Origin of the sequence: Homoserinibacter gongjuensis, assembly GCF_030161875.1 — a bacterium.
Lineage (GTDB): Bacteria > Actinomycetota > Actinomycetes > Actinomycetales > Microbacteriaceae > Homoserinibacter > Homoserinibacter gongjuensis.
Window position 1 is genome coordinate 2816505 of record NZ_BSVA01000001.1, and the last position, 22478, is coordinate 2838982.

The 22478-nt window shown below is 70.0% G+C and carries 21 protein-coding genes, 1 tRNA gene and 6 pseudogenes; 16 read left to right on the top strand and 12 right to left on the bottom strand.

Annotation, left to right across the window (positions count from 1 at the left end):
* Positions 1–16 precede the first annotated feature (16 nt).
* The 5 genes and pseudogenes from QQK29_RS15095 to QQK29_RS18795 form a co-directional block, all read right to left on the bottom strand.
* Entirely contained in the window at positions 17–211 is a 195-nt protein-coding gene (locus QQK29_RS15095; RefSeq protein WP_284301443.1) for a DUF1905 domain-containing protein, read from the bottom strand.
* Between the two features lie 124 nt (positions 212–335).
* The gene (locus QQK29_RS15100) at positions 336–1046 is read right to left on the bottom strand and encodes a hypothetical protein (RefSeq protein ID WP_284301445.1); all 711 of its coding nucleotides are present in this window, start codon (positions 1044–1046) and stop codon (positions 336–338) included.
* 72 nt (positions 1047–1118) lie between these two features.
* On the bottom strand, positions 1119–1772 hold the full coding sequence (locus QQK29_RS15105) for a cold shock and DUF1294 domain-containing protein (protein ID WP_284301447.1): 654 nt from the start codon (positions 1770–1772) through the stop codon (positions 1119–1121).
* Between the two features lie 118 nt (positions 1773–1890).
* Positions 1891–2175, bottom strand: a complete 285-nt coding sequence (locus tag QQK29_RS15110) for a hypothetical protein (protein ID WP_284301450.1) — start codon at positions 2173–2175, stop codon at positions 1891–1893.
* A gap of 149 nt (positions 2176–2324) precedes the next feature.
* A pseudogene (locus tag QQK29_RS18795) lies at positions 2325–2576 on the bottom strand (TetR family transcriptional regulator); the annotation flags it as partial.
* Positions 2577–2704: 128 nt separating this feature from the next.
* Between QQK29_RS18795 and QQK29_RS15115 the strand changes: the two are divergent.
* Positions 2705–3409: pseudogene (locus QQK29_RS15115) on the top strand (SDR family NAD(P)-dependent oxidoreductase); the annotation flags it as partial.
* 79 nt (positions 3410–3488) lie between these two features.
* On the opposite strand, the gene QQK29_RS15120 reads toward QQK29_RS15115, so the two are convergent.
* Positions 3489–3574: transfer RNA gene (locus tag QQK29_RS15120), tRNA-Leu, on the bottom strand.
* Between the two features lie 88 nt (positions 3575–3662).
* Here QQK29_RS15120 and QQK29_RS15125 point away from each other — a divergent pair.
* Positions 3663–4955, top strand: a complete 1293-nt coding sequence (locus QQK29_RS15125) for a M20/M25/M40 family metallo-hydrolase (protein WP_284301452.1) — start codon at positions 3663–3665, stop codon at positions 4953–4955.
* Positions 4956–4967: 12 nt separating this feature from the next.
* Positions 4968–5834, top strand: a complete 867-nt coding sequence (locus QQK29_RS15130; RefSeq protein WP_284301454.1) for an undecaprenyl-diphosphate phosphatase — start codon at positions 4968–4970, stop codon at positions 5832–5834.
* 179 nt (positions 5835–6013) lie between these two features.
* On the opposite strand, the gene QQK29_RS15135 is transcribed toward QQK29_RS15130, so the two are convergent.
* A complete protein-coding gene (locus QQK29_RS15135; RefSeq protein WP_284301456.1) occupies positions 6014–6865 on the bottom strand; it encodes a PAC2 family protein in 852 nt (283 codons plus the stop codon).
* 68 nt (positions 6866–6933) lie between these two features.
* On the opposite strand from QQK29_RS15135, the gene QQK29_RS15140 reads away from it, so the two are divergent.
* The 10 genes and pseudogenes from QQK29_RS15140 to lnt form a co-directional block, all read left to right on the top strand.
* On the top strand, positions 6934–7353 hold the full coding sequence (locus tag QQK29_RS15140) for an HAD family hydrolase (RefSeq protein WP_284301458.1): 420 nt from the start codon (positions 6934–6936) through the stop codon (positions 7351–7353).
* Positions 7350–7640, top strand: a complete 291-nt coding sequence (locus QQK29_RS15145; RefSeq protein ID WP_284301461.1) for an HAD family hydrolase — start codon at positions 7350–7352, stop codon at positions 7638–7640. The genes QQK29_RS15140 and QQK29_RS15145 overlap by 4 nt, the downstream gene beginning before the upstream one ends.
* Positions 7637–8635: a tRNA (adenine-N1)-methyltransferase gene (locus tag QQK29_RS15150; protein WP_284301463.1), complete on the top strand. Its 999-nt coding sequence runs from the start codon at positions 7637–7639 to the stop codon at positions 8633–8635. The genes QQK29_RS15145 and QQK29_RS15150 overlap by 4 nt, the downstream gene beginning before the upstream one ends.
* Before the next feature lie 42 nt (positions 8636–8677).
* Entirely contained in the window at positions 8678–9592 is a 915-nt protein-coding gene (locus QQK29_RS15155) for a hypothetical protein (protein WP_284301465.1), read from the top strand.
* A 109-nt stretch (positions 9593–9701) separates the two neighbouring features.
* On the top strand, positions 9702–10637 hold the full coding sequence (locus QQK29_RS15160) for a helix-turn-helix transcriptional regulator (RefSeq protein WP_284301468.1): 936 nt from the start codon (positions 9702–9704) through the stop codon (positions 10635–10637).
* A complete protein-coding gene (locus tag QQK29_RS15165) occupies positions 10630–11628 on the top strand; it encodes a helix-turn-helix transcriptional regulator (protein WP_284301470.1) in 999 nt (332 codons plus the stop codon). The genes QQK29_RS15160 and QQK29_RS15165 overlap by 8 nt, the downstream gene beginning before the upstream one ends.
* A 37-nt stretch (positions 11629–11665) precedes the next feature.
* Positions 11666–11914 carry a twin-arginine translocase TatA/TatE family subunit gene (gene tatA / locus QQK29_RS15170; protein ID WP_284301471.1) on the top strand — a complete coding sequence of 83 codons (249 nt, stop codon included), beginning with the start codon at positions 11666–11668 and terminating at the stop codon, positions 11912–11914.
* A 5-nt stretch (positions 11915–11919) separates the two neighbouring features.
* On the top strand, positions 11920–12804 hold the full coding sequence (gene tatC / locus QQK29_RS15175) for a twin-arginine translocase subunit TatC (RefSeq protein WP_348533886.1): 885 nt from the start codon (positions 11920–11922) through the stop codon (positions 12802–12804).
* Positions 12801–15241: pseudogene (locus tag QQK29_RS15180) on the top strand (DEAD/DEAH box helicase). The gene tatC and the pseudogene QQK29_RS15180 overlap by 4 nt, the downstream one beginning before the upstream one ends.
* Positions 15242–15261: 20 nt before the next feature.
* Positions 15262–16668, top strand: a pseudogene (gene lnt, locus QQK29_RS15185) (apolipoprotein N-acyltransferase); the annotation flags it as partial.
* 157 nt (positions 16669–16825) lie between these two features.
* On the opposite strand, the gene QQK29_RS15190 reads toward lnt, so the two are convergent.
* The 4 genes and pseudogenes from QQK29_RS15190 to QQK29_RS15205 all read right to left on the bottom strand — a co-directional run bounded on the left by QQK29_RS15190 (position 16826) and on the right by QQK29_RS15205 (position 19587).
* The gene (locus QQK29_RS15190; protein ID WP_284301989.1) at positions 16826–17200 is read right to left on the bottom strand and encodes an RNA polymerase-binding protein RbpA; all 375 of its coding nucleotides are present in this window, start codon (positions 17198–17200) and stop codon (positions 16826–16828) included.
* A gap of 190 nt (positions 17201–17390) precedes the next feature.
* Complete coding sequence (locus tag QQK29_RS15195; protein WP_284301473.1) at positions 17391–18056, bottom strand: glycerophosphodiester phosphodiesterase family protein; 666 nt, start codon at positions 18054–18056, stop codon at positions 17391–17393.
* A gap of 102 nt (positions 18057–18158) precedes the next feature.
* Positions 18159–19069: pseudogene (locus QQK29_RS15200) on the bottom strand (SPFH domain-containing protein).
* 23 nt (positions 19070–19092) lie between these two features.
* Positions 19093–19587, bottom strand: coding sequence for an NfeD family protein (locus tag QQK29_RS15205; RefSeq protein ID WP_284301476.1), 495 nt, complete (start codon positions 19585–19587; stop codon positions 19093–19095).
* Between the two features lie 56 nt (positions 19588–19643).
* On the opposite strand from QQK29_RS15205, the pseudogene QQK29_RS15210 reads away from it, so the two are divergent.
* Positions 19644–20449, top strand: a pseudogene (locus QQK29_RS15210) (SDR family oxidoreductase).
* 9 nt (positions 20450–20458) lie between these two features.
* Entirely contained in the window at positions 20459–20923 is a 465-nt protein-coding gene (locus QQK29_RS15215; protein WP_284301478.1) for an NUDIX hydrolase, read from the top strand.
* A gap of 218 nt (positions 20924–21141) precedes the next feature.
* Here the strand turns inward: QQK29_RS15215 and QQK29_RS15220 are convergent, their stop codons facing one another.
* Positions 21142–21906 (bottom strand): alpha/beta fold hydrolase, encoded by a 765-nt coding sequence (locus tag QQK29_RS15220; RefSeq protein ID WP_284301480.1) that lies wholly within the window; start codon positions 21904–21906, stop codon positions 21142–21144.
* An 88-nt stretch (positions 21907–21994) separates the two neighbouring features.
* Between QQK29_RS15220 and QQK29_RS15225 the strand changes: the two genes are divergently transcribed.
* Complete coding sequence (locus tag QQK29_RS15225; RefSeq protein ID WP_284301482.1) at positions 21995–22414, top strand: MarR family winged helix-turn-helix transcriptional regulator; 420 nt, start codon at positions 21995–21997, stop codon at positions 22412–22414.
* Positions 22415–22478 lie beyond the last annotated feature (64 nt).

A 22478-nucleotide genomic window follows, 5' to 3' on the forward strand; every position in this document is an offset into this window, starting at 1 on the left:
CGAATGAGTCAACTCGTCAGCCGACGAGTTCGACCTCCGCCTCGACCACGTCGCCGGGCTCGACACCCTCCGCTCGACGCACCCGCGCACCGATCACGAGACTGTAGCGACCCGAGGCCCCGGGGAAGATCGAGGTCGACCAGCTCGTGCCGCCGACGCGCGCCGCGACCTTGACCGCGCCGAATCCGGCCCGGGGAGCGCATCCGCCCACTCGTGGATCTCGGCCGAGGCGTCGTCCGGAAGCTCGACGAAGTACCACTCGTCGTGCACGCGGGCCTGCCAGCGCCGCAGCTCGGAGGCGAAGCGGTACCGCATGGCAGTCAACCCTAGGCGGATCACCCGAGGGCGCGCAGGGCGCCCTCCTCGAGGCGGCCCTCGACGTGCTCCTCGGAGCGCGCGACGACGGGGGAGACCGTGCCCGTCGCATCCGGAAGCCACAGTCGCCGCGAGCGGGTGCGCCCCTGCCACGCGGGCGAACTCGATGCGACCGTCACCTGACGCGCGGCGAGATGCCCGAACCCCGCGCCGATGCCCGCCCAGTCGCTCTCGGTCACTGCGAGACGTGCGTGCGCGTGCGGCCAGCTGCGGGTCGACACGAGCACCCCCTCGCGCTGCCGCAGCCGCGCCGCAAGCCGACTCGCGGCCGCCTCGCCGACCCGGGCGCGCACCGGGGGCTGCACGAGCACGACCGCGACGGCGTCGACGAGTGCCGACACCACGGCGAACCACTGCTCGGCGGGATGCGGAACGAGCACGAGACGTTCGAGATCGATGCCCGCCGCGGCCGCCGCCTCGACCCCGAGATCCGGAACCCCCACGATCGCGCACCATGCACCCGCCCGGCTCGGCTCCCGCAGCAGCTCGAGCGCGAGAGCGGTCGAGCCCTCGACGACGTAGCTGCCGCCTGCCGCGAGCGCGCCACCCGGAAGCACCCCCGCGAGCGCCTGCGAGGTCGGCAGGGTGCGGTCGGCGAGCCGGGTGCGCTGCATGCCGCGGATGCGGTCCTGCAGCTGCCGGATCTCCTCCGCGCGTGCCGTCTCGAACATGCGTTCGATGATACGTCGCCGCACCGACGCCGACCAGGGGCCCCGCATGCCCGCGACCTCAGCCGGCCGAGGTCAGGCCAGGGACAGCGTCGCCACCCAACTGAACACGACGAACGCCACGACGTTCACCACGACCGTGACCCAGAACACCACCTGGAAGCTCATCTTGAGGGTCTTGTGCCGCATCACCTGCTGGGCGACGATCGCCCCCGGCCACCCGCAGGCGAGTCCCATGGCGAGCAGAGATCCCTCGCTGAGTCGCCATCCGGCGGTCTCGGCCGCGTGCTTGTCGAGCGCGTAGGCCACGAAGGTCGCGAACGACATGCCCACATAGAGCACCCACACCCAGGACGGGATCGGACGGATGAGCGCCACCACGAAGGCGATGCCGACGAACCCCACCACCGCGAGATAGCCGAGCCGGCTCGCCCGCGGCGTGGGCGTGAGGCGCGGATGCAGTACGGGCGACGCGGGTTCGGGGAGCCGCCGGCGCAGCGCCGAGGGCGAGGTGAGGTTCGCGTGCGCGGCGCGCGGCTTACCCTCCGCCGAGAACTCGAGCTCGTATCCCACCTCGTCGCCGACGACGGGGCGCGGCGACCCTTCAGGAAACGCCGAGATGTGCGCGAACACGTCGGGGCCACCGACGGCCGGGGCGACGAAGCCGAATCCTCGCTCGTCGTTCCAGGTCGTCAGCACACCCTTCATGCGCACGGGACCGGGTTTCATCGTGTTCGGATGCTACGTCCGCGATCCGCAGAACGTCACCCATGAGCGGCGCGTCGCGTACCCCGTTTCCTGGGGCAGACCTGTCCACCTACCCCCGCGCGTACCCCCGGCGCGTCGGTCAGCCGACGCCGCGCAGCACCGCGTCGACCGCGAACTCCAGCTCGAGCCGCGCGTCGGAGACATCCTGCTGCGCGGCACCGGCCAGGCGGGGAAAGCGCGTCGCCACCGCCGCATCCAGCCAGGGCACCGGCTCGGATGCGCGCAGGCTCCTCTCGAGCGATGCGTAGCTGCGCACGAGGCCGTCGAGCAGCAGCGCGAGCCGCATGGCCTCGATCTGCGGCTCGTCGGAGAGGGTCGCAACGAGCGCGTCGATCCACGCGTACGCCCGCGGTTGCGTGGGCATCCGGGTCGGTCGCACATCAGACAGCCACGGATGCCGTGCGTACCGGTCGGCGAGCGCCGCGATCCACGAACGGCAGCGCGCCCGCCAGTCGTCCCCGTCGAGCGGCGGGGGTCGCCGATCGCGACATCCACCATGAGCTCGACGAGCTCCGCCTTCGAGCCGACGTAGCGGTATGTCCCCGTCGTGGTCATGCCCAGTCGGGTGGCGACCCGCGCGAGGGAGAGCCCGTCGATGCCGTCCTCGTCGGCGAGCTCGACGGCCGCCGCGGCGAGCGCCTCGAGACTCCAGCGGGCCTTTGGTCCGTGCGCCGGGGCGGCGTCGAGGCCCCACAAGCGACGCAGGGCGCGATCGTCTTGACTGTGCATGACGTTCACTGTAGCGTGCCTCTCTGTGAACGGCATTCACAGATCGGAGTCCTCATGACCACCATCCTCATCACTGGCGCGTCGTCGGGTATCGGCGCCCGCACCGCCGCCCTGCTCGCCTCCCGCGGAGCGACCGTCTTCGGCGCAGCGCGCACCACGAGCGCGATCGCCGAGCTCGGGGAGTGCACCCCGTGTCGCTCGACCTCACCGTCGACGCCTCGATCCGCGAGGCCGTGGCCACGGTCACCGACGCCGCGGGCAGCATCGACGTGCTCGTCAACTGCGCCGGCTACGGCGAGTTCGGCAGCGTGGAAGAGACCACGCTCGCCGATGCCCGCCAACAGCTCGAGGTGAACGTGCTCGGCGCGGTCGGACTCATCCAGGCGGTGCTGCCCGGCATGCGCGCCGCCCAGCGGGGGCGCATCGTCAACGTCTCCTCGCTCGCGGGCGAGTTCGCCTCCCCGCTCGGCGGCTGGTATCACGCCTCCAAGTTCGCGCTCGAGGCGCTCTCCGACTCGCTGCGCGGGGAGGTCGGCCAGTTCGGCATCGAGGTCAGCATCGTGCAGCCGAGTTACGTGGCCACCGATTGGCACGACCAGGCGATGCGCCGTCTCGAGCACGCCTCCGCGCGGGGACCTTATGCATCGATGGCCGCCGCACTTCGCCGCTACTTCGCCAACCCGGCCCTTGCCCGGCAGTTCACGAGCCCGGATGCGGTGGCCGCGGTCATCGCGAAGGCCGCGCTGGCACCCCGCCCGCGCACGCGCTACCGGGTCGGACGGGGATCGAACATCGCCGTCGCGCTCGCGACCCTGCTTCCGGACCGCGCCTTCGACGCTCTCACGCGCAAGCAGTTCGGCTACGCCTGATCGCCAGGGTCAGACGCGCCGTCCGCCACGAACACGACAGCCCCTGACCCGGAACTCCCGGTCAGGGGCTGTCACTCACGTGCGCGAGGGGGACTTGAACCCCCACGCCCTATACGGGCACTAGCACCTCAAGCTAGCGCGTCTGCCAATTCCGCCACCCGCGCGAGTGTCGATCCTCACAGGAGGACCGGAGATAGACCCTAGCACGCTTCCCGACCCCCTCACGAACCGATCCGACGGGTAGCGTGAGGGCATGGACGGCGCCCTCGAAGACACCGCCCGCATCGCCCGCGACCTCATCCGTTTCGACACCACGAACTGGGGTGAGGGCCGCGCGAAGGGCGAGGCGGAGGCGGCAGCGTATGTCGAGGCCGAACTGCGCGCCCTCGGTCTCGAACCGCGCCTCTACGACGCCGCGGAGCGCCGCACGAGCGTCGTCGCCCGCGTCGAGGGTGCCGACCCCACGCGCCCCGCGCTTGTCGTGCACGGGCACCTCGATGTCGTGCCCGCCGACCCCGCGAACTGGAGCGTCGACCCCTTCGCGGGCGAGATCCGCGACGGGATGCTGTGGGGGCGCGGAGCCGTCGACATGAAGGACATGGACGCCATGATCCTCACGAGCCTCGGCGACATTCTGCGCTCGGGTCGACGCCCGGCGCGCGACCTCGTCGTGGCGTTCTTCTCCGACGAGGAGAACGGCGGCACCTTCGGCTCGCAGCATCTCGTGCGCGCGCATCCGGAGCTGTTCGCGGGCGCTACGGAGGCCATCAGCGAGGTCGGTGGCTACTCGGTCGAACTCGCCGGCCGACGCGCGTACCTGTTGCAGACGGGCGAGAAGGCGCTGCTCTGGGTGCGCCTCCTCGCACACGGCACTGCCGCCCACGGCTCGCGCGTCATCCGCGACAACGCGATCACGAAGCTCGCCGAGGCCATCGTGCGGATCGGCCGGCACGAGTGGCCCGTGCAGCTCGGCCCGACGACCCGCGCGATGCTCGACGGCATCCGGCGGATCCTCGAGGTCGACGACGATGACCCCGTCGCCCTCATCGAGCGCACCGGCATCGCCGCGGGTTTCCTGCGTGGCACCGTGCGCACGACGTCGAATCCGACCCTGCTCGAGGCGGGCTACAAGCACAATGTGATCCCGGATCGCGCGGAGGCTCTCGTCGACGTGCGTCCCTTCGCGGGGCAGGAGCAGGAGGCACTCGCCACGCTGCGTGAGCTCGCGGGCCCGGATGTCGAGGTCGAGATCGTGCACCTCGACGTCGGTCTCGAGAACCCGTTCTCGGGCGATCTCGTCGAGCGGATGGTCGGCGCGCTGAAGCGGCACGACCCGGATGCCGAGGTACTGCCGTATCTGCTCTCGGGCGGCACCGACAACAAGGCGCTCAGCGAGCTCGGCATCGCCGGCTACGGCTTCGCGCCCCTGCGGCTCGGGCCGGAGCTCGACTTCCCGGCCATGTTCCACGGCGTCGACGAGCGCGTGCCGCTCGAGGCCTTGGCGTTCGGGCGTGCGGTGCTCACCGATTTCCTGCTCGAGGCCTGACAGAATCAGCCGGTGGATTTCCTCGAAGCGATCATCCTGGGTCTCATCCAGGGCCTCACCGAGTTCCTGCCGATCTCGTCGAGCGCGCACCTGCGCATCTTCGGCGACCTCGTGGGCTGGGGCGACCCCGGGGCGACGTTCACGGCGATCACGCAGCTCGGCACCGAGACCGCGGTGCTCATCTACTTCTGGAAGGACATCACCCGCATCATCGGCAAGTGGTTCCGCTCCTTCGGCGGGGGCGGGGGCAAGCGGTCCACGGGCGTGCAGAAGGGCGACCCGGATGTGCGGCTCGGCTGGCTCATCATCATCGGCACCGTGCCGATCGTGCTCGTCGGGTTCTTCCTGCAGGACACCATCCGCACGGCGCTGCGCTCACTCTGGATCGTCGCGATCGTGCTCATCGTCTTCGGCCTGCTGCTCTGGCTCGCCGACTGGCTGGGCCGCCGCACGAAGCCTATCGAGGCCATGAGCTACCGCGACGGCATCCTCATCGGGCTCGCACAGATGCTCGCCCTCATCCCGGGCGTGAGCCGCTCGGGAGCGTCGATCAGCGCGGGCCTCGCGCTCGGGTACACGCGTCCGGCTGCGGCGCGATTCGCGTTCCTGCTCGCGGTCCCCGCCGTGTTCGGCTCCGGGCTCTACGAGACCTACACGGCCTTCACGTGCGAGCCGGGCGTGGACGCTGGATGCGGTGCGGGCTACGGCCTCGGCCCCACGATCGCGGCGACCGTGGTGGCGTTCGTCGTGGGCTACGCCGTCATCGCGTTCCTCATGCGCTACCTGGAGACGCGCACGTTCCTGCCGTTCGTGGTGTACCGAATCCTACTGGGCGGCGTGCTCATCGCTCTGCTGTCGACGGGCGTGCTCACCGCGTAGAGCCGGGGGGTTGAGGGGCCGACCCAGCTAGCACCGCCGGGTGGTTGAGGAGCCCGCGCAGCGGGCGTCTCGAAACCAGCCACCGCACGACGCCGGTTTCGAGACGCGGCTGCGCCGCTCCTCAACCCGCTGAGTGTGCGCAGATGCGGCTGCGCCGCTTCTCAACCCGCTGAGCCGTGTTACGGGGTCGGCGGCTGGTCGTCGTCGCGCTTGCGCAGGTACTTCTCGAACTCCTCGGCGATCGCCTCGCCCGAGGCCTCGGGGGAGTCGACCGTGTCGCGGGCCTGTTCGAGCTGCTCGATGTAGGCCGTCATGTCGTCGTCGTCGCTCGCGAGCTCGTCGATCCCGCGCTCCCAGGCGGCCGCGTCTTCCACGAGCGAGCCGCGGTCGATCCGTGCGTCGATGAAGTCCTCGAGCTTCTGGATGAGGGCGAGCGTGGCCTTCGGGGAGGGCGCGTTGTGCACGTAGTGCGGCACGGAGGCCCAGATCGACACGGTAGGGATCCCGGCGCGCTCAGCGGCATCCCCGAGCACCGAGATGATGCCGACGGGACCCTCGTAGCTCGAGCGCTCGAGATCGAAGCGCTCGCGCACCGCGGAGTTCTCGCTCGAGGCGAAGACGGCGATGGGCCGTGTGTGCGGCACGTCGGCGAGCATGGCGCCGAGGAACACGATGCGCTCGATGCCCGCGACCGAGACGGCGTCGAGCACCTCCTCGGTGAAGGTCTTCCAGCCGCGAGAGGGCTCGGTGCCGAGCAGGACGTGCACGCCGTCGCCGCCGTCGAGCGGCCCCGACAGCACGACGCTCGGCCAGGTGATGACGCGCTCGCCCTTCTCGTCGAGCGCCGAGATCGGGCGGTTGAACTGGTAGTCGAAGTAGTCCTCAGGCTCGACCTCGGCCAGGGGCACGAGGCCGAGCTGGTCGCGGAGGGCGCGCACAGCGGTCGAGGCCGCCTCGCCCGCGTCGTTCCAGCCCTCGAAGGCCACGACGAGCGTCGCGCCGCCTGAGCTCCAGTCGTCCGCTGCCTGCACCAATCCGCCTCTCCGCCCGCCTGGGCGTCAGATCCGAGAATACGACCTCGCCCGTAGACTTGCCGGTCGTGAGCACTTCGGCCCCCGCATCCGTTCCCGCAGCCGTGCTGTGGGACATGGACGGCACCCTCGTCGACACCGAACCGTACTGGCTCGTCGCCGAGCAGGAGCTCGTGGCGGCGTGGGGCGGCCACTGGACGCACGAGGACGGCCTCGAGCTCGTGGGCCAGGGGCTGTGGAGCTCGGCGCTCGTGTTCCGCTCGCGCGGCGTCGACCTCGACCCCCAGCAGATCATCGACACGCTCACAGATCGGGTGCTCGAGCAGATCGACGAGCACGTGCCGTGGCGCCCCGGTGCGCGCGAGCTGCTCGCCGAGGTGCGCGCGGCGGGCATCCCGACGGCGCTCGTGACGATGTCGATCCGGCGCATGGCCGACACGATCATCGGGGCCCTCGAGCACGAGCTCGGGGAGCGGCCTTCGACGTGACCGTCGCGGGTGACGAGGTCGAGCATCCGAAGCCCTACCCGGATGCCTATCTCCGCGCCGCGGAGCTGCTCGACGTCGCGATCGAGGAGTGCGTCGCGATCGAGGACTCCGAGCCGGGCGTCGCCTCGGCGGTCGCCTCGGGGGCGACGACTCTCGCCGTGCCGTTCCACATCCCGCTGCCTGCGAGCCCCGCCTACGCCCTGCTCGACGCCGGGCTGGAGGGCGTCGGGCTCGAGCGGCTCGTGCAGCTCCACACCGTTCGCCGCACCGCGGAGACTGCCCGATGAGCGCCTTCGCCGCGGGCGACCGGGTGCAACTGACCGGCCCCAAGGGTCGGCTGCACACCATCACGCTCGAGGCAGGCAAGCAGTTCCACACCCACCGCGGCACGCTCGCGCACGACACGCTCATCGGACAACCCGACGGATCCGTCGTCACCGCCTCGAACGGAGACGCCTACCTGGCGCTGCGGCCGCTCCTCGCCGATTTCGTGATGTCGATGCCGCGCGGGGCGGCCATCATCTACCCGAAGGATGCCGCGCAGATCCTCGCGATCGCCGACATCTTCCCGGGCGCGCGGGTCGTCGAGGCCGGTGTCGGCTCGGGTGCTCTCTCGCTCTGGCTGCTGCGAGCGATCGGGGATGCGGGGCGCCTCATGTCGTTCGAGCGCCGCCCGGAGTTCGCCGACGTCGCCCGCGCCAACGTGACGGCATTCCTCGGCTCGACGCCGGCGAACTGGTCGATCGGCATCGGCGACCTCGGGGACGAGCTTCCGGATGCCGCCGAGGCGGGCTCGGTCGACCGCGTCGTGCTCGACATGCTCGCGCCCTGGGAGTGCCTCGACGTCGTCTCCGACGCGCTCGCGCCCGGCGGTGTGCTCATCTGCTACGTGGCGACCGCGACCCAGCTCTCGCGCGTCGCAGAAGCCATCCGCGCCACGGGCCTCTACACCGAGCCGAGTTCGACCGAGACGCTCGTGCGCGGCTGGCACGTCGAGGGACTCGCGGTGAGGCCCGATCATCGGATGGTCGCGCACACCGCGTTCCTCATCGCGGCCAGGCGGCTCGCGCCGGGCGCCGTGCTGCCGAAGCCCGCGCGACGCGCCTCCAAGTCCGACTACGACGACGAGGACGTCGAGCTCTGGACCCCGGGGGCGCTCGGCGTGCGTGATAAGACCGACAAGCGCATCCGGCGGGTGGTGCGCGACGCCCAACAGCTCGCCGACCGCTCCACGGGCGGCACGCCCGCCGCGGGGTCGGGACCGGACTCACCGGAACAGTAGACTCGTGGGGCCCTCCCTCCGTCTGTCAGGAAAGTAGGCATCGTGCGCCGTACCTCCGCGCTTGTCAGCTCCGTCGCCACCGTCGCGATGCTCTCCGCGGTGCTCGCGGGATGCGCGGCGTCGCCCGACGACGCGAGCGCGTGCACGCCGCTCATCACCTCGGGCGAGACCTCGGAGCTCGTGTCGGCGACGGGCGCGGTCGGTTCGAAGCCCACCGTCGACGTTCCCGCGCCGCTCGTCGTGGACGACGCGCAGCGCTCGGTGCTCGTGGCGGGCTCGGGCCTCGTCGCTCAGAAAGGCATGACGGTCGACTACGACGCCGTGCTCCTCGACGCCCAGACGGGCGACGTCGTGCAGGCGACGAGCTTCGACGGCACCGCGCACCCGACCCGCGCCGACGAGCGGGGTGCCATGTACGAGGCGATGGTCTGCGCCCAGCCCGGCTCGCGCATCGCCGTCACCGCGAGCCTCGGCGACAGCGGCCTCGCGGGGCCCAACGCGACCGAGAAGGACCTCGAGCGTCCCCTCGTGATCGTGCTCGATGTCCACGGTGTCTACCTCGGCCAGGCGAACGGCATCAACCAGCTGCCGGCCGACGGCATGCCGGTCGTCGTGACTGCGCCGGATGGCACGGTCGGCATCACGATCCCGTCGGGGATCGACATCCCCGACGCCGCGCGCACCTCCACGATCAAGCTCGGCTCGGGCCCGAAGCTCGCCGAGGGCGACGCGGTCGTCGTCCAGCTCGCGAGCTGGACGTGGCCCGCCGACGGCTCCGGCCCGGATCAGCAGTCCTCCACCTGGGACACCAATCCGCAGGTCATCACGCTGACGGCCGAGGGGAGCAGGCGCTATCCCAGGCCCTGCTCGACGACCTCGTCGGCCTTCCGGTTGGCTCGCAGCTGCTCGCGGTGCGTCCGCCGAGCGGCGACAGCTCGGATGCCACGGTCGTCGTGATCGACGTGCTCGGCATCCGGCCTCCCGCCGGTTCCACGAAGTAGGTCGAGCCACGAACGCGAACCCCGTACCCGCGCCGGTTCCCGTCGAGGACCGGCTCTTCAGCCTCGTGCTCGCGCTCCTGGCGACGGAATCGGGGCTCACCAAGACCGAGATCCTCTCAAGCGTTCGCGGCTACGCGCAGCGCTACGTCAGCGGCGGCGACAACGCCAACCTCGAGCGGCAGTTCGAGCGCGACAAAGACGACATCCGTGAACTCGGTGTGCCGCTCGAGACCATCGAGCCCCTCGGCGAACCGGGCGACAACCACAACCTGCGCTACCGCATCCCGAAGGGCGCATACGACCTGCCCGACGACGTGCGCTTCGACTCCGACGAGATCGCGCTGCTGGGTCTGGCCGCGATGGCGTGGCGTGAGGGCTCGCTGAGCGCCGAGTCGCGTCGTGCGCTCGTCAAGCTGCGCGCTCTCGGCATCGCCGCGAACGAACCGGTGCTCGGCTACGCGCCGCGGCTGCGGCTGCGCGACGCCGCCTTCGAGCCGCTCACTCAGGCGATCGACCGCCACCAGATCGTGCGCTTCGACTACCTCAAGCCGGGGGAGGAGCGCGCTCGCACGCGGGAGGTGATCCCGCTCGCCCTCGTGCAGTACGAGGGACGCTGGCATCTCGCGGCCGAGGAGCTCGCCACCGGGGAGGGCAAGACCTTCCTGCTGCGCCGCATCGTGGGCAAGATCTCGGCGGGCAAGCCCGCGCCCGAACGACCCGGCGACCACATGGCCCGGTCGCTCGCCGACCTCGACGCGGTGTGGGAACGCGGCATCGCCGATATCGAGGTGCGTGCGGGCTCGGATGCCGCCCAGCGCCTCGCGCATCGGCGCGGCACCGAGGAGGTCGCCCCGGGCACCCTGCGCATGCACTATGTCGACCTGGCGATCCTCGCCGACGAGCTCGCGAGCTTCGGACCCGAGGTGCTCGTCATCGAGCCGCCCGCGCTGCGCGCGGCCGTCATCGAGCGACTGCAGAGGACGGTGGCCGACCATGGCTGACAAGCGCCACCGCGCACCGGCGCGCTCGGTGCCTGCGCCTCAGGCGCGCGACAAGCTCGCGTTCCTGCTCGCGCTCGTTCCCTGGCTGCTTGAGCACGACCGGGTGACCGTGCAGGAGGCCGCTGCCCACTTCGGGGTCACCGAGGACGAGATCCGCACCTCGGTGTCGCTCGTCGCCATGAGCGGCGTGCCGGGCGCCACCGCGACCTACCAGCACGACGATCTCTTCGACATCGACTGGGACGCCTTCGAGTCCGACGACGAGATCGCCATCACGCAGCACGTCGCGATCGACGACGCGCCCCGCCTCTCGGCACGCGAGGCGGCCGCCCTCATCGCGGGGCTCCAATACCTGCAGGCGCTCCCCGGCAATGCCGATCGCGCCGGCATCCGCACCCTCATCGAGAAGCTCTCGCGCGGCGCGTCCGCGACGCCGAGCCAGCTCGCGGTCTCGGGCGGACCCGACGGCGAGGTGCTCGGCCTCGTGCAGCGCGCCGTCGCCGAGGGGCGCCGCGTGCGCTTCGCCTACCTCAACTCGCGCGGCGAGCGTGAGGAGCGCGACGTCGATCCGCTGCGCGTCGAGTCGATCGACGCCGACTGGTATCTGCGCGGCTGGGACCACCTGCGTCAGGCGCTGCGCACCTTCCGTTTCGACCGCATGAGCGACATGGTCGTGACCGACGACCCGATCGAGCACGACGCATCCGAGATGCACCTGCCCGACACGCTGTTCGAACCGTCAGCCGAAGATCTCGAGGTCACGATCGAGGCGTCCCCGGAAGTGATCGGCCTGCTCGCCGACTACATCCCCGACGGCGCCCTCACGAGCGAGGTGGGCGATCGCATCCGCACCACCCTGCGGGTGTCGCACTATCACGGCCTCAAACGGCTCATCGCGGGGATGCCGGGCACGGTGCGCGTCGTTGCTCCCGAGCAGGCCAGACGAGCCGTCGCGGAGTGGGCAGCGGCAGGCCTCGCGCGCTACGCGTAGACTGGTTCGACCTGCACCTATCCCGGAGGACGTGCTCATGTTCATCCATACCCTGTTCGTCAACCAGTGGCAGACCTGGCTCATCATCCTCCTCGTGGTGCTCGTGCTGTTCGGAGCCACCCGCCTTCCCGCGCTTTCCAAGAGCCTCGGTCAGTCGGTCAAGATCTTCCGTAAGGAGATGACCGACGACGAGAAGAAGGCCTCGGCCGAGTCCGGCACGACGACCTCTGAGGCCGCTGACACCGCCAAGCCCGTCGACAGCTCCGCCCCGACCGACAAGTCCTGAGCCCCATGGCCGGCGATTCGGCCCGGGCGAACCCCCGCAAGAGCAATCCCGAGCGGCGGATGTCGCTCGGCGCCCACCTCATCGAGCTGCGCAAGCGGCTCACGCGTGCCGCGTTCGCGGTGCTCGGCGGCACGATCATCGGCTGGATGATCTACGACGTCAGCTGGCTCGGCGACCTGCTGGATCCGGCGATTCCGGGGGCCGCCGATGTGCTGCACGGCCAGGGCACCTGGTCGGCGATCTCGGGCCCCGTCTTCACGATCGCGGAGCAGCTCGGCGTCGATGCCGAGAAGATCACCCTCAACTTCGGCACGCTCACGGGCGCGCTCGACATCCAGTTCCAGATCTCGCTCGTGGTCGGCATCATCCTGTCGAGCCCGGTGTGGCTGTACCAGATCTTCGCGTTCTTCGTTCCCGGGCTCACTGCGAAAGAGAAGCGCTACACCTTCGGGTTCTTCTTCTCGGCGGTGCCGCTCTTCCTGCTCGGCTGCGCGGCGGGATGGATGGTGCTGCCGCGCATCGTCGAGTTCATGTTCCGGTTCGTGCCGCCCGGCGCCTCGCAGCTCTACGACACGAAGACCTACGTGGACTTCATTCTCAAGCTGCTGCTCGCCACGGGCGTCGCGTTCGTGATGCCGGTGTTCCTCGTGCTGCTGAACTTCGCGAGCGTCCTGCAGGGAAAGACGATCCTCAAGGGCTGGCGCTGGGCCGTGCTCATCATCATCGTCTTCACGGCGATGGCGACGCCCGCCGCCGACCCGATCTCGATGCTGCTGTTGGCGCTGCCGATGGTGCTGCTGTACTTCCTGGCCGTCGGCGTCGCCCTCTGGCACGATCGCGCGGTTGCGCGGCGACGAGCGGCTTTCGAGACCAGCCTCACCAGCGCATGACGGCATCCGACGACGTGGTGCTCTCGCCCGCCGAACGCTACGCGGCGTCGAAGGCACGAGCCCGCACCCCGGAGCTCGAGCGCTTTCGTGCCCGCCTGCCGATCGACCTCGACGACTTCCAACTCGAGGGCTGCCGCTCGCTCGAGGCGGGCCGGAGCGTGCTCGTGGCCGCTCCCACGGGCGCGGGCAAGACGATCGTGGCCGAGTTCGCCGTGCACCTGGCACTGCGACAGGACCGCGCGAAGGCGTTCTATACGACGCCCATGAAGGCGCTCAGCAATCAGAAGTACTCCGAGCTCGCCGCCGAGCACGGGGCCGAGAACGTCGGCCTGCTCACCGGTGACACCAACATCAACTCCGGTGCCCGCATCGTCGTGATGACGACGGAGGTGCTGCGCAACATGCTCTACGCCGACTCGCCGCTGTTGCGCGATCTGGCGTTCGTGGTCATGGATGAGGTGCACTACCTCGCGGATCGCTTCCGGGGACCCGTGTGGGAGGAGGTCATCATCCACCTGCCCCGCGAGGTGCGCATGGTGTCGCTCTCGGCCACTGTCTCGAACGCGGAGGAGTTCGGCGACTGGCTGCAGGCGGTGCGTGGTGACACCGACGTCATCGTGTCCGAGCGTCGCCCCGTGCCGCTCGAACAGCACGTGCTCGTGCGCGGCAAGCTCGCCGACCTGTTCGACGGTGCTCAGTCGCCCGATGCACCCCCGCGGGTCAATCCCGAGCTCGCCCGGCTCGCGATCGCGGGCGGTCGCGGGCCCGGCACCTACCGCGGACCGCATCCGGGTCGCCACCAGCGCAAGGGTGAAGTGCTGCGAGATCGCATCGACCGGCCGGATGTCGTGCGGCTGCTCGACACACGTCACCTGTTGCCCGCGATCTTCTTCGTCTTCAGCCGCAACGGGTGCGATCAGGCCGTTCAGCAGGTGCTGCGGTCGGATGTGCGCCTCACCGAGCGGTGGGAGCGTGACGAGATCCGGCACATCGTCGAGGAGCGCTGCGCCGGGCTGCGCGACGAGGACCTCGGCGTACTCGGCTACTTCTCGTGGTTGGAAGGACTCGAGCGGGGGATCGCGGCGCATCACGCCGGCCTCATCCCCACGTTCAAGGAGGTCGTCGAGGAGCTCTTCCAGCGCAAGCTGCTCAAGGTGGTCTTCGCGACCGAGACGCTCGCGCTCGGCATCAACATGCCCGCCCGCACGGTCGTGCTCGAGAAGCTCGAGAAGTTCAACGGCGAGGCACGCGTGCCGATCACGCCGGGGGAGTATACGCAGCTCACCGGTCGAGCGGGCCGACGCGGCATCGATGTCGAGGGGCACTCCGTCATCCAGTGGGCCGCGGGGCTCGACCCGCAGGCGGTCGCACAGCTCGCCTCCCGTCGCAGCTATCCGCTCAACTCGAGCTTCCGGCCCACCTACAACATGGCGGTCAACCTCATCGAGCAGTTCGGGCGCGAGCGCACGCGCCAGATCCTGGAGAGCTCGTTCGCGCAGTTCCAGGCCGACCGTGCCGTGGTCGACCTCGCGCGCAAGATCCGCGAGCAGGAGAAGTCGCTCGCGGGCTATGCCGAGGCGATGCGCTGCCACCTGGGTGACTTCGCCGAGTACGCCGGCATCCGCCGCGAGGTGAGCGACCTCGAGCGCAAGCAGTCACGCGGCCACGAGGGCTCGCGCTCCGAACGCGACCGACGGGAGCGGCGCATCGCCGAGCTACGCCGCCGGATGCGCCAGCACCCGTGTCACGCGTGCAACGACCGCGAGGCGCACGCCCGCTGGGCGGAACGCTGGTTCCGGCTGAAGCGCGACACCGATCGTCTCGCAAGTCAGGTGCGGGGTCGCACGGGCGCCGTCGCGCAGGTGTTCGACCGCATCACCGACCTGCTGCTCGATCTCGGATACCTCGATCGCGACGAGCACGGCAGGCTCGGCGTCGCGGCGCCCGGTCGTCAGTTGCGCCGGATCTACGGTGAGCGCGACCTGCTCGTGGCCGAGTGCCTGCGCACGGGTGCGTGGGACGGCATCGACGCGCCCACCCTCGCGGCCCTCGCGAGCGCGCTCGTGTACGAGCCGCGGCGCGAGGATGCCGGGATCGTTCGCGAGTACCCCGCGGGCGCTTCCGCGAGGTCTTCGAGGCCACCGAGCAGCGCTGGGCGGAGCTCTCCGTTCTCGAGGAGCAGCGCAAGCTGCCGCAGACCGAGCCGCTCTCCGCGGCCCTCGCCTCCGCCACCTTCCGCTGGGCGCAGGGCGGCCGCCTGGATGCCGTGCTGCGCGACACCGATCTCGCGGCCGGCGACTTCGTGCGCTGGATGAAGCAGGTGATCGATCTGCTCGATCAGCTCTCGCTCGTGGCCGATGGCGAGCTCGGGCGCACCGCGCGCTCGGCGATCGACGCCGTGCGACGCGGCATCGTCGCCTATTCGAGCGTGGGTTGACGGCTGACATCCCGATGCCTATGCCCGATCTCGCCTCCGACCGCACCCGGCCCTTCGTGCCGCTGTGGGGTGCGCTGCTGCTTGCTGCGGCGGCGGGGCCGATCACGGATGCGGCCTTTCCCGCCCTCGGCTGGTGGCCGCTGGCGTACCTCGGCATAGCGATGGTGCTCGTGGCCGCGCAGGGCAGGCGCGCCGGTGCCGGCTTCGCTGTCGGCTTCGTCTTCGGCCTCGTCTTCTACCTCGTGCACATCCCGTGGATGACGGAGTTCCTCGGCCCCGACGAGGCGTGGATCGTGCGAGCGGTGCCCTGGTTCGCACTGAGCTTCCTCATGGCTCTCTGGTGCGGCCTCGGCACGATGCTGATCTCGATCGCGAGCCGCGTGGTTCCGCGAGCCGTTCGAGGACCGCTCGGGCGGATGCTGGCCGTACCGGTCGTCATCGCGGGCATCTGGACGGCGCGCGAGGCCATCGCGAGCGTGTGGCCGTACGGCGGATTCGCCTGGGGGAGGATCTCGGAGTCGCAATCCGCGAGCCCCATCGCGCCGCTCTTCGCCTGGCTCGGGGTGTCGGGCGTCGGGTTCGTGATGGTGTTGCTGGTGGCCGTCGCCGTCGCGACGGTGCGTGAGTCGACGACGCCGGCTCTGCTGCGCGTCATGCTCGTGACCGCTCTCGCGGCGCTCGTGGTCGCCATCCCGGCCTTCCCCATCGCCGTTCACGACACCCTTCGGGTGGGTGCGGTTCAGGGCAACGGCAAGACCGGATACTTCGACCCGCCCGAGAACGTCGGAGACAACCTGTTCGCGCAGTACGACGCGACGCGAGCGGTATACGACCAGGACGTCGACCTCGTGGTGTGGCCGGAGGGCGGCTCCGACCTCGACCCGCTGCGGGTACCGCTCGCGGCGCGCGTGTTCGACTCGGTCGCGACCTCCGCCGACGCTCCGTTCGTCGGATGGTCGGTGACGCACCGCGGCGAGGAGTACTTCAACACCGCGCTGCTGTGGCACGCGGGGGAGGGTGCCGTCGACTTCTACGACAAACGGCATCCGGTGCCCTTCGGCGAATACGTGCCCGACCGCGGCTTCTGGCGCCAGTTCGCCCCCGAGCTCATCGATCTGATCCAGCGTGAGTACACGCCGGGAACCACCGACGCCGTGATGGATGTCGGTTCCGGCGGTCGCAGCGTGCGCGCGAGCTTCGCGATCTGCTTCGACATCGTCGACGACGCCCTCATGCGCGAAGGCGTGGAGGAGGGCGGTCAGTTCGTGATCGCCCCGACCAACAACGCCGACTTCGGGCAGACTGACGAGAGCGTGCAGCAGCTCGCCATCGCGCGCATCCGCGCCATCGAACTCGGCAGGTCGGTCGTCAACATCTCGACCGTCGGCACGAGCGCCGTCATCCTGCCCGATGGCACGATCGCCGCCGAACTGCCCCGCTACACGGCCACGGCGATGGTCGTCGACGTGCCCCTGAGTACGACGACGACCCCCGCGGTCGTGATCGGCCGGGGGTCGAAGGAGGTGTCGCGGCGATCGCTCTGGGCGCGCTCGTCGGCGCGGCCCTCGGCTCTCGTCGAGCGGGCTAGGCGCTCTTCGAGCTCTTGGCGCCCTCGCCGCGTCGTGCACGCAGGTACTCGAGACGCTCCTGCAGGATCTCCTCGAGTTCGGCGCGTGTGCGACGCTCGAGCAGCATGTCCCAGTGGGTGCGCGGCGCCTTCGTCTCGACGGCCTCCTGCTCCACGAGCTCGCCGTCGTCACCGACGAGGCGGCCCTCCTGGCCGGTGCGAGGCGACTCCCAGACGTCCGGCACCTCCGCCTCGGCGGCGAACACGACCTCGAAGGTCGTGCCGTCGTCCGTGCGGTACACGGCTCTCTTCCGGGGCGAGAATTCGACTCCCTCTTCGCTCTGCATGCTCTGAGCTCCGAGTCGCATTCCGCGCAAACTGCGATCCGCCATCGTGTGGCCTCCTGTGCGCCTATGGTTCGAGCGCGCGCCGTGGGCGCGCGAGGACGACGTGATCCGAGTGGGATCCTGCGTCGCCGACTACAACGTCTACGGTGGCGGATCCCATCCCCGCGATCGGCCGTTTACAGTGCATTCCCAGCCTCCTCCGCATGGATTGGGAGGCGCCGTTCCGGGGAGGGCTTCAGCCCGCGCGGCCCCGGCGTCGAGCGACGAGAGGGAGCGCGAGATCGGCTCGGTCGGTGACGATGCCGTCGACCCCCGCGTCGAGCAGCCGGTCCATCTCGGCGGGGTCGTTGACCGTCCAGATGTGCACCTCGACGCCCGCCGCGTGGAAGTTCCGGATGGCACGCGGCGTCGTGATTGGCGCCCCCGCGACCTTGGTGGGCAGCTGCACGGCGTCGACCTCGGCAAGCAGCCGCGACAGCATCCGAACCGCGCCGGCCCGCGCCGCGTGCGCCGCAGGCAGCGCCCCGCCCGCCGAGATGGAGGTCGCGACCCCGGGTAGCTCGCGCACCACGGCGAGGCGGCGCTTCGTCGAGAACGAGCCGATGAGCACGCGCTCGGTCGCGCCGAGGTCGCGGATCGCCTTGATCGCGCCGGGGACGGCATCCGCCGATTTGATGTCGATGTTGAACCGCGTCTCGGGGAACGCATCGAGGGCATCCGCCAACGAGCAGTAGCTCTGCCCCTCGCCGAGCGCGACGCGCCGCAGCTCCGCCGCCGTCAGTTGGGAGACCCGCACCTCGCGTCCCGCGACGCGGGCGAGATCGGGGTCGTGGCTGATCATCGCGACGCCGTCGGCCGAGCCGTGCACGTCGGTCTCGATGTGCGTGACGCCGGCGTTCACGGCGTGCAGAAACGCGAGCAGGGTGTTCTCGGGCGCGTGCAGCGCGAGTCCGCGGTGGGCGAAGACGCGCGGGGAGCGGGAGAGAAGTAGCCCCGATCGGCGTCAGCCGCGCGGCGCCGCATCCGTACCCGTCGGTGGTGCCTCGTGCCGCGGTCCGAAGAAGCCCTGGCCCACGCCCTTGAGCGCCTCGGTGAGCTCGCTCGGGATGACCCACAACGTGTTCGCCTGTCCCTCGGCGAGCTTCGGTAGCGTCAGCAGGTACTGATAGGCCAGCAGCTTGGGATCGGGATCGCCCACATGGATCGCGTGGAACACCGTCTGGATGGCCTCGGCCTCGCCCTGCGCGCGCAGCACTGCGGCCTTCGCGTCGCCCTCGGCGCGCAGGATCGCCGCCTGGCGCTCACCCTCGGCCTCGAGGATCTGCGACTGTTTGGTGCCCTCGGCCGTGAGGATCACGGCGCGCCGGTCGCGCTCGGCGCGCATCTGCTTCTCCATCGAGTCCTGGATCGAAAGCGGCGGATCGATCGCCTTGAGCTCGACGCGGCTGACGCGGATGCCCCACTTGCCGGTCGCCTCGTCGAGCACGATGCGCAACTGCCCGTTGATGTTGTCGCGCGAGGTGAGCGCCTCTTCGAGGTTCAGCCCACCCACCACGTTGCGCAACGTCGTCGTGGTGAGCTGCTCGACGGCCCCGAGGTAGTTGGCGATCTCGTAGGTCGCGGCGCGCGCATCCGTCACCTGGAAGTAGACGACCGTGTCGATCGAGACCACGAGGTTGTCTTCGGTGATCACCGGCTGCGGGGGAACGACACGACCTGCTCGCGCATGTCGACGAACGGGCGCAGTCGGTCGATGATCGGCACGAGCAGGTTGAGGCCGGGGTCGAGGGTCTTGTGGTATCGGCCGAGGCGTTCCACGATCCCCGCGTAGGCCTGCGGCACGATGCGGATCGACTTGGCGAGAATCGTGATCACGAAGATCACGATGATCGCGACGATGACGATCGTCACGATCGTGGGCAGCAGGTCGGTGTCGTTCACTCGGCGGCCTCCTCGGCACGGGTCGGGTCGGATGCGGGAACCACGACGGCGGTGGCGCCCTCGATCGCGGTCACCACGATGGGGGCGCCCTCGACGAGGCCGACGGGCGCGATGCCGTCGGCGACGCGTGCGGTCCAGATGTCGCCGTTGACGAGCTTGACCTGGCCGGCGCCGCCCCGGAAGTCCACCGTGACCGCGCCGGTGAGCCCGAGCAGCGCGTCGACGTTGGACCTCGCCGGATCGGCGCCCTTTCGGAGCGCATGCAACAGTGGCGGCTTCACGAAGAACAGCAGCAGCAGCGCGAGCACGGCCGCGACGATGAGCTGCAACCACCACGGGGCGCCCACGAGCCCCGCGACGAGACCGCCGACCGAGCCGAGAGCGAGCATCAGGAAGGTGAACTCGAGAGTGTTCACCTCGACGATGATGAACAACAGGATGAGGCCGAGCCAGAACACCCATGCCCAGCTCGTGATCACATCGGGTTCCACGGCGGCATCCCTTCGACGTCGTGCCTTGAAACTATCACCGGTGCGCCGGGCGGGGGATGCCGGAACGCGTTCCGGCGATCGCTAGGGTGGGGGATCGTGAACGACGTGCTTCCCCCGACTCGCTGCGCGGTGTCCGCGCGCTCATCACCGGTTCCTCGCGCGGGATCGGCGCCGACACGGCGGGCTATCTCGCCGATGCGGGCGCCCGCGTGGTCATCAACTACCGCAACAAGGAGGCGCGCGCTCTCAAGGTCGTCGCCGGCATCGAGGAGCGCGGGGAGAGGCCATCGCGATCGGCGCCGACCTGACCGATCCCACCTCGCTCGCGACGATGTTCGCTGCCGTGCGCGAGCGCTGGGGCGAGCTGGATCTGCTCGTGCTCAACGCCTCGGGAGGCATGGAATCGGGCCTCGGCGAGGACTACGCCATGCGGCTCAACCGCGACGCGCAGGTGAACGTGCTCGACGCGGCCCTGCCGCTTCTCGGCCCCGGTTCGCGCGTGGTGTTCGTCACGAGCCACCAGGCGCACTTCATCGAGACAGTGGCGACGATGCCGGAGTACGAGCCCGTGGCGCGCAGCAAGCGCGCGGGCGAGGACGCCCTGCGCGCGCGGATCCCGGAGCTCGAGGCCGCCGGCGTCTCGTTCGTGGTCGTCTCGGGCGACATGATCGAGGGCACCATCACGGCGACGCTGCTCGAGCGCGTCAACCCCGGTGCCATTCAGTCGCGCCGTGAGGCGGCCGGCAAGCTCTACAACGTCTCCGAGTTCGCCGCCGAGGTGGCTCGGGCGGCTGTCGAAGAGATCCCCGCCGATCACACACGCTATGTCGGCGACGTGAGCGACTTCCTCGCCGGTAACTGATAGATTCTCATGGCCAACGCACATCGGCACCGTCTCGTGTCGCGTGTGCTGCTGTTCGACCGAGACGATCGTGTGCTGCTGTTCCTCACGACGGCGCCCGACTCATCCGGAGTCGCACGATGGCTCACGCCGGGCGGCGGCGTCGACGAGGGCGAGAGTTTCGCGGATGCGGCACGCCGTGAGCTGTTCGAGGAGACGGGTCTCGTGGTCGATTCTCTGCGCGGGCCCGTCTGGGCGCACGACTACGCCGTCGAGTGGGACTCGGCCGATCACGACACGGGCCACGCCGAGTTCTTCACCCACGTCGTCGACGCGTTCGAGCCGTCAGCCGAGCACTGGACCGAGGATGAACGCATCGACGTGCTCGAGCATCGCTGGTGGCGCCTCGGCGAGCTGCTGGCCGAGCGGCCGCCGTTCGAGCCGCGCGAGCTGATCGAACTCGTCCGGCGCGAGCTGCCGTCCTGCCTGGCCTGACGCCGTCTGGCGTTGTTCTGCTTGCGCTGATAAGCGCGATTATGTCAGATCGCTGGGACTCAACCGAGATCCGTGGCGTCGATGCCGCGTCGTCCCGCTCCCCTGTCACGCGCCCACGGCGGGCCGCGCGTCCGCGAAGACCCCGAGCAGGATGTCGGCAAGGGCATCCGGCGCCTCCTGCGCGACGTAGTGGCCGACGCCGTCGAGCTGCGTCGCGGTCACGGCTTGCGAGGTGACCTGGCCGAACGACGAGCGTGTGAAGTCGCCGCCACGGGAGCCGACGGCTGCGACGGGGACCGTGAGCGGCATGGCCGCCAGGGCGCGCAACTCCTCCCCTCGGTCAGCATGCTGCGGTAGAGGCCGGCAGCGCCCAGGAACCCACCCGGCCTGCCATATGTGCGGCCGAGTTCTGAGATCTGCTCGGCCCCGAGCGTCATCCCGTACATCGGGTAGAGATACTCGCCGATGAACGCACGAGCCTTGCTCTCGAAGAGCAGACCCGCGACGCCGGGGGCCGCAAGAGCGCCGATGTACCAGGCGCCGCCGTGGGCGACATCGGCGAGGCGTTCGGCGCCGAAACCGGCCAGACCGGATTCCACGGCCGTCAGGCTGAGGACGTCTTCGGGGTGCAGCCGCGCCAGGCGGTAGACGAGGCTGCCGCTGAGGTCCTGACCGACGACATGCATCGGCCCCACTGACAACTCCGCGACGAGGGCGTGGAGGTCGTCGGCGGCTCTCGCACTCGAGAAGCGCTCGTCGGCGACGGCGGAGTCGCCGAAGCCGCGAAGGTCCACGGCGTAGACGCGATGGTGCTCGGCGAGGAACGGGATGAGCTTGCGGAAGGCGGTCCACGTCTCAGGAAAGCCGTGCACGAGAAGAACCGGCGTGCCGGACGCTCCGGCTGTGACGTAGTGCAGCATCGTGTCGTTCACCTCCACCGTCGCGTGGTGCAGGTGGGTCGAGGCTGGGGTGCTGGGGGTCATGTCGTCTCCTGGCGGTTCGATTGGACAACCAGGTTGACACAGCTCGTCCTGATAGACAACTTAATTGTCGACTTGATAGCGTTCCGCCATGTCTCGGAATGGTGCTGACCTCGCGCTCCTCCTCCTCGCGGGCTTTCGCCACATGGCCGAGGAGGCGACCGTCAGACTGACCGCACGCGGGCATCCGGGCGTGCGACCGGCTCATGACTTCGCCCTGCGGGCCATTGCAGGCGGCGCCGGGACGGTCTCCGAGGTCGGCCGGCGCACCTCGGTGTCCAAGCAGGCGGCCGCGAAGACGGTCGCGTTCCTCGAGGAGGCCGGCTATGTGCGTCGGACTCCGGATGGCCGCGACCGCCGCCGATCGCAGCTCACGGTGACGGATCGCGGGGTGTCGTTGATGAGCGAGGGCGAAGCGGTGTTCGACGAACTGCGAGCCGAGTGGGAGTCGCTCATCGGACGCGACCGGGTCGCGGAGGTCCAGACCGCCCTGGAGCGCCTTCTCGAGTAGCGCTGGGCAAAGTCGCCACGTCGCCGCGCATCCCTTGCCCGTGTTAGACCACCGGTCTAAACTA

What these genes read in the sequence shown, in the direction of transcription:
- QQK29_RS15100 (WP_284301445.1), bottom strand. Translation starts at nt 1,046, where the DNA reads ATGTTCGAGACGGCACGCGCGGAGGAGATCCGGCAGCTGCAGGACCGC.
- QQK29_RS15105 (WP_284301447.1), bottom strand. Translation starts at nt 1,772, where the DNA reads ATGAAACCCGGTCCCGTGCGCATGAAGGGTGTGCTGACGACCTGGAAC.
- QQK29_RS15110 (WP_284301450.1), bottom strand. Translation starts at nt 2,175, where the DNA reads ATGCCCACGCAACCGCGGGCGTACGCGTGGATCGACGCGCTCGTTGCG.
- QQK29_RS15125 (WP_284301452.1), top strand. Translation starts at nt 3,663, where the DNA reads ATGGACGGCGCCCTCGAAGACACCGCCCGCATCGCCCGCGACCTCATC.
- QQK29_RS15150 (WP_284301463.1), top strand. Translation starts at nt 7,637, where the DNA reads ATGAGCGCCTTCGCCGCGGGCGACCGGGTGCAACTGACCGGCCCCAAG.
- QQK29_RS15165 (WP_284301470.1), top strand. Translation starts at nt 10,630, where the DNA reads ATGGCTGACAAGCGCCACCGCGCACCGGCGCGCTCGGTGCCTGCGCCT.
- tatA (WP_284301471.1), top strand. Translation starts at nt 11,666, where the DNA reads ATGTTCATCCATACCCTGTTCGTCAACCAGTGGCAGACCTGGCTCATC.
- tatC (WP_348533886.1), top strand. Translation starts at nt 11,920, where the DNA reads ATGGCCGGCGATTCGGCCCGGGCGAACCCCCGCAAGAGCAATCCCGAG.
- QQK29_RS15190 (WP_284301989.1), bottom strand. Translation starts at nt 17,200, where the DNA reads ATGGCGGATCGCAGTTTGCGCGGAATGCGACTCGGAGCTCAGAGCATG.
- QQK29_RS15215 (WP_284301478.1), top strand. Translation starts at nt 20,459, where the DNA reads ATGGCCAACGCACATCGGCACCGTCTCGTGTCGCGTGTGCTGCTGTTC.
- QQK29_RS15220 (WP_284301480.1), bottom strand. Translation starts at nt 21,906, where the DNA reads ATGACCCCCAGCACCCCAGCCTCGACCCACCTGCACCACGCGACGGTG.
- QQK29_RS15225 (WP_284301482.1), top strand. Translation starts at nt 21,995, where the DNA reads ATGTCTCGGAATGGTGCTGACCTCGCGCTCCTCCTCCTCGCGGGCTTT.